The sequence below is a fragment of the Aquamicrobium defluvii genome (assembly GCF_004363725.1).
In the GTDB taxonomy this organism is placed as follows: domain Bacteria; phylum Pseudomonadota; class Alphaproteobacteria; order Rhizobiales; family Rhizobiaceae; genus Mesorhizobium; species Mesorhizobium defluvii.
Map to the genome: position 1 here is coordinate 47489 of NZ_SNZF01000027.1, position 6000 is coordinate 53488.

The 6000-nt window shown below is 61.5% G+C and carries 6 protein-coding genes; 4 read left to right on the forward strand and 2 right to left on the reverse strand.

Annotation, left to right across the window (positions count from 1 at the left end):
* Positions 1-349: 349 nt before the first annotated feature.
* From DES43_RS17660 to DES43_RS17670, 3 genes are read left to right on the forward strand one after another with little or no spacing between them, the layout of a single operon-like run.
* Positions 350-664: a hypothetical protein gene (locus tag DES43_RS17660; RefSeq protein WP_035029225.1), complete on the forward strand. Its 315-nt coding sequence runs from the start codon at positions 350-352 to the stop codon at positions 662-664.
* Positions 665-684: 20 nt separating this feature from the next.
* Positions 685-1071 carry an HVO_A0114 family putative DNA-binding protein gene (locus tag DES43_RS17665; RefSeq protein ID WP_035029065.1) on the forward strand — a complete coding sequence of 129 codons (387 nt, stop codon included), beginning with the start codon at positions 685-687 and terminating at the stop codon, positions 1069-1071.
* Positions 1068-2708, forward strand: coding sequence for a recombinase family protein (locus DES43_RS17670; RefSeq protein ID WP_035029071.1), 1641 nt, complete (start codon positions 1068-1070; stop codon positions 2706-2708). Before DES43_RS17665 ends, DES43_RS17670 begins: the two co-directional genes overlap by 4 nt.
* Before the next feature lie 44 nt (positions 2709-2752).
* On the opposite strand, the gene DES43_RS17675 is transcribed toward DES43_RS17670, so the two are convergent.
* The gene (locus DES43_RS17675) at positions 2753-4690 is read right to left on the reverse strand and encodes a heavy metal translocating P-type ATPase (protein WP_051520665.1); all 1938 of its coding nucleotides are present in this window, start codon (positions 4688-4690) and stop codon (positions 2753-2755) included.
* Positions 4691-4917: 227 nt separating this feature from the next.
* Positions 4918-5316: a cupin domain-containing protein gene (locus tag DES43_RS17680; RefSeq protein ID WP_035029077.1), complete on the reverse strand. Its 399-nt coding sequence runs from the start codon at positions 5314-5316 to the stop codon at positions 4918-4920.
* 215 nt (positions 5317-5531) lie between these two features.
* On the opposite strand from DES43_RS17680, the gene DES43_RS17685 reads away from it, so the two are divergent.
* On the forward strand, positions 5532-5948 hold the full coding sequence (locus tag DES43_RS17685) for a DUF924 family protein (RefSeq protein ID WP_051520659.1): 417 nt from the start codon (positions 5532-5534) through the stop codon (positions 5946-5948).
* Positions 5949-6000 lie beyond the last annotated feature (52 nt).

Sequence of the window (6000 nt, forward strand, 5' to 3'; positions counted from 1 at the left end):
CGCTTGGCCACGAGCTGATCCTGCTAAAACCATCCTGCCCATGATAGAATGTCCTGCCGCTACGGCTTGTAGGCTTCGTCAAGCCAAGGCATCCAATCGACTGCTCCGTCAGAATCGTGCCGAACGGATCGCCCGTTAAAGAACCGAAGCCGCGCTGCCGCTAGAATACCGCTTCCCCTTGTTCGCGAACGTTGATGAACGCCATTTTTTCTAACGCATAGCGTAACAGAGGGGTGCCGTTCGCGCATCCTTCTACATGCGGCACGCTACAGGCCGCCGTCTCCCCTCCATGGTTCGCTTGGTTCCGAGACTTGAGCTCTTCGGAAGCATCCAGAATCAGGAGGATACCATGTGCGCAGAGCACCGCCGCGTCCAAAGAGGCAGCCTAAGACAGCCAGCCCATGGAACTCTCCCCGACGATCTCTACGACTATGAAGACGATCCCACGCCGCGCATCAGCCCGCCTCGCGGCAGTCCGTCCCATGTTTTCGCTGTCGAAAGGCTCCCCGTCATCGACGACTGGCCGGAGGACGTGCCGATCACCGAGGCCGAGATTAAGGTCTTCGAGCGTTGGTTCGGCGATGTGTTCGACGAGATGTTCGGCCCGATCGATCTGCCCGATGACTTAAGAAGGTTATCGTATTATGATAACGAAAAGCCTTAACCGGATCATCGGGCGATGCCATGTCAACATTGAAGGTCGGTATTGCCGACCCAGAGGAAATGAGAGCGAGAACCATGCGGATCGCCAAGGGCGAGGAAAGGCCCACGCCCGGCGAGCCAACAGTGTGGTTTGCTTCGACCATGTCATTCGCGAAGCTCCTCTCACCAGCCAATTGCGAGTTGCTCCGCCTAATTCGTGAACAGGAGCCGGATTCGCTGGAGGAACTGGCACAGATCACGGGGCGCGCGAAATCCAACCTGTCCCGAACACTCAAAACCATGGCGGCCTGTGGCCTTGTCCGGATGGAGAAAGGCAAGGGGCTCAGGCTGGTGCCCAGGCTCATCCATGACCGGGTAGAGCTGGTCCTGCCATTGGTCAAACGCCGCAAGAAAGGAACCCGCAAATGAATGCTAAATCGCCAACCATTGCCGTGCGGGCCGCTCTCTATCTACGCGTCTCGACCACGCGGCAGGCCGAACACGATGTTTCCATTCCCGACCAAAAGCGGCAGGGCGAAGCCTGGTGTGAGGCGCGCGGCTTTCAGCTCGTCGAGACCTTCGTTGAGCCCGGCGCCTCGGCGACCAATGATCGGCGGCCTGAGTTCCAGCGCATGATCGAAGCGAGCACGTCCAAGCCTGCGCCCTTTGACGTAGTCGTGGTCCATTCGTTCAGCCGGTTCTTCCGCGATCACTTCGAGCTGGAGTTTTACGTCAGGAAACTCGCCAAGAATGGCATCAAGCTGGTCTCCATCACTCAGGAAATGGGCGATGATCCCATGCACGTCATGATGCGGCAGATCATGGCGCTGTTCGATGAATATCAATCCAAGGAAAACGCCAAGCACGTCACCCGCGCCTTGAAGGAAAATGCCCGTCAGGGCTTCTGGAACGGTTCGCTTCCGCCGATCGGCTATCGGGTCGTGGATGCCGAGCAGCGCGGCGCCAAGACCAAGAAAAAGCTGGAGATCGACCCGTTGCATGCCGACACGATCCGCTTGATCTACCGGCTCGCGCTGGAAGGCGTTGGCGATAGTGGCCAGATGGGCGTGAAGGCCATCGTCAAATATCTTAACGCCAAGGGTATCTTCACCCGTGATGGGGGCCGTTGGGGCATCGGTCAGGTTCACCGCGTTCTGACGCGCCGCACCTATGTCGGTGAACACGAGTGGGGAAAGCGCAGCAAGCATACCGATGCGCGCTCACCGGGGGAGATCGTCATCGTGTCTGTTCCGGCGATCATCGAGCGCGAAACGTTCGATCAGGTTCAGGCGCTGCTACAGGCGCGCAACCCCAAGACCGATCTGCCAGCTCGCGTGGTCATCGGGCCGACCTTGCTGACCGGCATCTGCTATTGCGGCAATTGCGGGGGAGCCATGACCATCCGCACCGGAAAAAGCGGCCGCTACCGCTACTATGCCTGCTCCATAAAGGCCCGGCAGGGCGAAACGGGTTGTAAGGGGCGAGCGATCCCGATGGACAAGCTCGACACCATGGTCGTCAACCACATCGAAGATCGGCTGCTTGATCCAGAACGGCTTGAGGACCTCCTTGGCAGCGTTCTCGGCCGCCGCTCTGAACAGGCTGAGCGGCGAAAACAACACATTGATGAGCTGGAACGACGGGCTACAGAATCGGAACTGCGACTGAAGAGGCTATACGATGCTATCGAGGCAGGTGTAGCCGATCTGGAAGATCCGGCGCTGAAGGAGCGGATCGTTGGTCTCAAGGTTATCCGCGACCAGGCTCGTGTGGATGCCGACCGCGCACAAGCGATGCTCGATAGTCCCGGTCACTCTGCCATCAGCCCCGAGATGATACGTCGCTTTTCGAAAGTTGCCCGCGATCGTATCCGCAACCGTGAGGGCGGCTATCGGCGGGATCACCTGCGGGCGCTGGCGCAACGAGTTGAGGTCGCTGACGATGCCGTTCGCATCATGGGATCGAAGACGGAACTGCTGAGAACGCTTTTTACGGAGAACGTGCGGCCACCGGCGGCGATTGGCGTGCCCAGAAGCGGACCGAAGTGGCGGAGGGAGAGGGACTGACATCCAACCTTCTCTGGGCCGGAAACGAGTTGAAGTCGTTGTCTTCAACCCGCGCGCCGCGGGATTTTCCTGCGATAGGCATGACGTTGGACGGGGGCGCTGATGCTGTCGACCGTCACCACCTGATCTGGTGACGCTGACTTGTTTTCGTTGCGGCGGATGGGGTCCCGCAGCAGACGCAGCCCGTTGAGCACCACCAGAACCGTTCCGCCCTCGTGACCGATCACTGCGAGCGGCAGAGGCAGCTCGAAGAACAGCGCGCCCGTCACCAGAATGACCATGGCACCCATGGCGAAGGCGAGGTTCTGCCGAATGATCCGCGCCGTGCGCCGCGCCAGTCGATGCGCCTCCGCGAGCCGTCCCATGTCTTCCGACAGAAGCGCCACATCGGCTGCCTGGAGCACGACGTCGGAGCCCGCAGCACCCATGGCGATCCCGACATCGGCGCGGGCCAGCGCGGCGGCGTCATTTACCCCGTCGCCGACGAAGGCGACCTTGCCTCTTGCAGCCAACTCCCCCGCCATCCTGACTTTGTCCTCCGGCAGCATGTCGGCATGGATTTCCTCGGGCTTCAATCCGAGCTCTTCGCCAATCCGCAACGCAACCGGACGGCGATCGCCGGTCATCATGATGATTGCGGTGACCCCACCTTCCCGCAATGCGGCAAGCGCCGCCGCAGAGGTCGGGCGGGCCTGATCCGCGATGGTAACAGCTCCCATCACCTGCTGATCCCGCCCGAAATAGATGACCGTCTCGGTGTCCGCAGCCAACGCCTTCAGCATCGGGTGATCGATGGAAGCGTCCATTTGCCTGGCGAGTCGCGGATTGCCTGCCCATACCTGCCTCCCGCCGTCGTCGCCGACGATGCCGGCACTCGGCCGGGTGATCACGTTAAGTACCTTGGCCGGTTCAACACCGCGGCTGACGGCTTCCTGCCGGATGGCTGCCGCGCTGTGATGTTCCGAGTGGGCCTCAAGTCCAGCCAGCAGCGAGAGGAAGCGTCGCTCATTGCCGTCGAGCGCCACCACCTTCGTGATCGAGGCCCTGCCGGTCGTCAGCGTTCCCGTCTTGTCGAAGGCGAAGGTGTCGACCGCCGCCAGCGTCTCGAGCGCGCCGCCGCCCTTGAACAATACACCTCCGCGCGCGGCAGCCGACAGGGCGGAGAGGATCGCGGCAGGGACGGAGATCACGATTGCACAGGGGCTCGCCGCTACCAGCAGGGTCGCTGATCGGTAGAGCGCCTCCTCCCAGTCGCGCCCCAGCCAGTAGAACGCGGCGAAGGCCAGGACGGCTCCGACCATGACCGCGACCGTGTAGCGTTGCCCGAACCAGGCACTGAAGCGCTCCGACGGAGCCTTGGCCGCCTGCGCCTCGGTCACGAGTGCGATCATGCGGGCGACGGTGCTTTCCTCGATCGTCTTCGTTACGGCCATCTCGAGCACGCCGTCGAGGTTGACCGTCGCCTCGAAGACCGGGGCGCCGGGTTGTTTGGCGACGGGCATGGACTCGCCGGTGATATGGGCTTCATCGAGAGAGCCCCGGCCGCTGACGATCACCCCGTCCGCCGGAACCCGCGCGCCAGGCCGCAGCACCACGACGTCATCCACCTGAAGATCGGCAGCAGGGACTTCCGAGACTGACTCGTCCGGCGCCTTGCGAAGTGCCGTCTCCGGCCGAAGCTCCATCAACGCCTCGATGGCCCGGCGCGCGCGGCCGAGCGCCCGTTCCTCCAGCGTCGTGGAGATGCTGAAGAGCGTCAGCAGGACGGCGCCCTCGAAAGGCGCCCCGACGGCCGCAGCCGCGACCGCTGCAACGACCATCAAGAGGTCGATGTCGAGGATCCGCTCCTCCCACAAGGTGGCGGCCGCCCGCCAAGCGGCTGGCAGTCCGCCCGCTAGATAAACGAGCAACAGACCTGCGAGGGAAAAGTACGCGGCGGCGGCACCCTGCAGCGGCCAAAGAGCGAGTATGGCCAGAAGCATCCCAGCGACGGTCAGGACCGTCAAAACGAACGAACGATCGATCTCGAATGCTTTTCCCACTTCATCTCCTAATCGCGGCGCAGGCTCTCATGCCGAAACTATGCTTCCGGGCGCAACAACGCGCGCCGCCCGCCGTAGCGACGAGATCATGAACGTTCGACGATGGTCGCCGCTGGCTCCTGTCAGTGAGACTGGTGCCGGTTTCCGACAGAGTCGGCAAAGCCGAGCTATTCTTCGGTCGTCTTTCCGTCGAAGTGCTCGTGGGCAGCGTCGGCTTCGCCTTTGGTCGAATGGACGACGCCATCGACATGTTCGGGAGGACTGTAGATCGTGTAAAGCCTGAGGGGCTCGTCGCCCGTATTCCTGACATTGTGTCGCGCGCCCGCCGGTACGATCATCGCCATGTCCGACTTTATCTTGTGTGCGGCGCCATCGATCAGGATCTCGCCTTGCCCCTTCTCGACACGGAAGAACTGGTCGCCACCGTCATGCACCTCTTCGCCAATCTCTTCGCCGGGCTGTAGCGCCATCAGGACCAACTGCATGTTCCTCGCCGTATAGAGGACCCGCCGATAGTCGGCGTTCTCCTCGGTCAACTTTTCGATGTCATCGACAAATCCGCGCATGGTGTGCTCCTTGTATTTTGGCAGGCCTCTTTAACCATAGGTCCATCACGTGTGGATGACCAGTCCGCGTGCTGCTGCGACACCAGCTGGCCTGAATTTGCCTCCACATTGGCCTCGTATAAACCTGTTGGCCAAATGGAGTGTTTCGTTTTGGACCTGTTGACATGGATGGGCGTTAGTCTCGATGTTCAGTCCCTCGGCGCACACGTTTTGCGATGAAGAACACGAACAAACGCAATGAATGGCAGGTCGTACTCGAATTCTGGTTCCCTGAGGGGAACTCGCTCGACATAGATGCGGACGTCCATCGCAGCCATTGGTCTTGGCGGATGCGGGGCGGCGCGGACGACGAAATCACGGCCCGCTTCGCGGAACTCACAGTTGAAGGAGCCGCGGGAAATCTTGACCACTGGGCCTCCGATCCCGAAGGCAGGCTCGCGCTCATCATCGTGCTCGATCAGTTCTCGCGATCGGTCTGGCGAGGCGATGCCCACGCTTTCGCGCAGGACAAGGCGGCGCTGGCGCTGGCAATGAACGGATTGTTGAATGGCCACTACGCCGCGCTATCAACGCCATGGTTCAAGGTCGTGGTGCCGTCTGGGATGTGGTGGACTTTTGAGAGGGTGGCGTAGTCTCCGGGTGTTGAAGCCCACAAAACGGGATTCGGGCGTTGGAGCGCCAGGG